Source organism: Candidatus Glomeribacter gigasporarum BEG34 (assembly GCF_000227585.1).
Taxonomy (GTDB): Bacteria; Pseudomonadota; Gammaproteobacteria; order Burkholderiales; family Burkholderiaceae; genus Glomeribacter; species Glomeribacter gigasporarum_B.
The window spans coordinates 1-1,624 of the sequence record NZ_CAFB01000122.1; the positions used below are offsets into that span (position 1 = coordinate 1).

The 1,624-nt window shown below is 56.6% G+C and carries 3 protein-coding genes; all 3 read right to left on the bottom strand.

Annotated elements, in window-relative coordinates:
* Nucleotides 1-251: 251 nt before the first annotated feature.
* On the bottom strand, nucleotides 252-845 hold the full coding sequence (lptC, locus tag CAGGBEG34_RS09415; protein ID WP_006683378.1) for an LPS export ABC transporter periplasmic protein LptC: 594 nt from the start codon (nucleotides 843-845) through the stop codon (nucleotides 252-254).
* On the bottom strand, nucleotides 827-1,399 hold the full coding sequence (locus CAGGBEG34_RS09420) for a KdsC family phosphatase (protein ID WP_006683379.1): 573 nt from the start codon (nucleotides 1,397-1,399) through the stop codon (nucleotides 827-829). Before CAGGBEG34_RS09420 ends, lptC begins: the two co-directional genes overlap by 19 nt.
* The coding region (locus CAGGBEG34_RS09425; RefSeq protein WP_042688541.1) for a CBS domain-containing protein at nucleotides 1,399-1,624 on the bottom strand (226 nt) is incomplete at its 5' end. The genes CAGGBEG34_RS09425 and CAGGBEG34_RS09420, both read right to left, overlap by 1 nt.

Genomic DNA, 1,624 nt, shown 5'->3' on the forward strand with positions numbered 1-1,624 from the left:
GGTAATTTGTCCTTTTGATGTCACTGTAGTCATCGCCATGTCCACTCCTTGATCAGTCCAAATTTCTTATTTATAGAGTAAGGAATTGAAGAGAACAGGATCAAATGGAAGCGCGCCTGCACAAACATACAAGGCGCGCGGCGCTTTGTGTGGAATGACGATGGTTTAGCTGAGTTGATGAGGATTGATTTGGGAGACTTGGCATCTTCCTTGAAAAAGTTTTTTGAGGGGGGAATGGATTGGTATTCTGTTCAATATCTAAAATTATACAGATTGCCGCGCACATGTCCTTGTAGATCGATTACCCGCGTGATGTGGTCATAATGCATGCGGTCTGCGTTCACCACGGACTTCCCGCGCCGGAGTTGAACTGGCTGTTCGGTTTGCACCCTGTTCACCCCATCCTTATCGGCAAAAATGCGGAAATGCGCCGAGCGGGCTTCCATTTCCGGTGCATTGCGGCTGCGGGCGCGCGCGATGCGCGCGCGGCCGTATAAATCCACAATCGTTTGCTGATGACGGATGACGCCGCGCATTGCAGTGCTGGTGATCTCCGGCTGCCCCGGCGTGAATGCGCGCAGCGCAGGCGAATACATTTCAGTCGCGTCCTGATCCGGGTAATGGAAAAATTTCACGGCGTGCATTTGATATTGCGCGGCGCCGTTCTGATCCAAAAGGGTCATCGACGCTTGATCGGCAAAAGCGTCCGGGTAGCGGCCTTTAAGCTGGGATGAAGAGGCGCGTTGCGCGGGCCCAGGCGCGCGTTGCGCAATCCAGTAACTCAAACCCGCACAGAGGGCCGCGAAGCCAAGCAGGCACCATTGGGTTAATGGCGTGCGCTGCATGATGAATCGCTGCCCCCTTCCGCAGGGAGCGTATCGCAGCCATGCTGCGCGCGCAGCAACAAATCGCACACTTCACGCGCCGCACCGTGCCCTCCTGTTGCCTGGGTAACCCAATGCGCGCACGCGCGCACTTCGGGGCGCGCGTTCGCCGGCGCTGCCGCAAAATGAACCTGTTGCATCACGGGCAAGTCCGGCCAGTCATCCCCCATATAACCGCACTGTTGCGCGTCAAACCCGGTGCGCAAGAGCAAATCGGCAAAGGCTTCCTTTTTGTCGGATACACCCGAATACACCCGTTCGATGCCAAGGATGCCCGCGCGCGCAGCGATAATTGGCGATGCGCTGCGCGTAATGAGTGCAATCTGCACGCCCGCCCGCGCCAGTAATTTGATGCCTTGCCCGTCGTGCACATGGAAAGACAGAACCAGCGCCCCGGTTTCGCTCAAAGTCAACCGTCCATCGGTCAACACGCCATCCACGTCAAAAATCATCAGTTGTACCTGCGCTGCGCGCGCAGTCACGGCGGCGCAGGGCGACACGGGCGCGGTTGCCATTACACAACCTTCGCGTTAAATAAATCGTGCATATTCAATGCGCCGATCAATGCGCCGCGCTCGTCTTCGACCAATAACTGATTGATGCGGTAGCGCTCCATCTGTTCCACCGCCTCAACCGCAAGCTGATCTGCCTGAATCGTATGCGGTTTGCCTGTCATCGCATTGCTCATGCGCAACTGCTGCAGATCGCCCCCTTTTTCCAGTGTGCGCCGCAGATCGCCA

Coding starts and splice junctions, on each gene's coding strand:
- CAGGBEG34_RS09420 (WP_006683379.1), bottom strand. CDS start 1,399: ATGGCAACCGCGCCCGTGTCGCCCTGCGCCGCCGTGACTGCGCGCGCA.
- lptC (WP_006683378.1), bottom strand. CDS start 845: ATGCAGCGCACGCCATTAACCCAATGGTGCCTGCTTGGCTTCGCGGCC.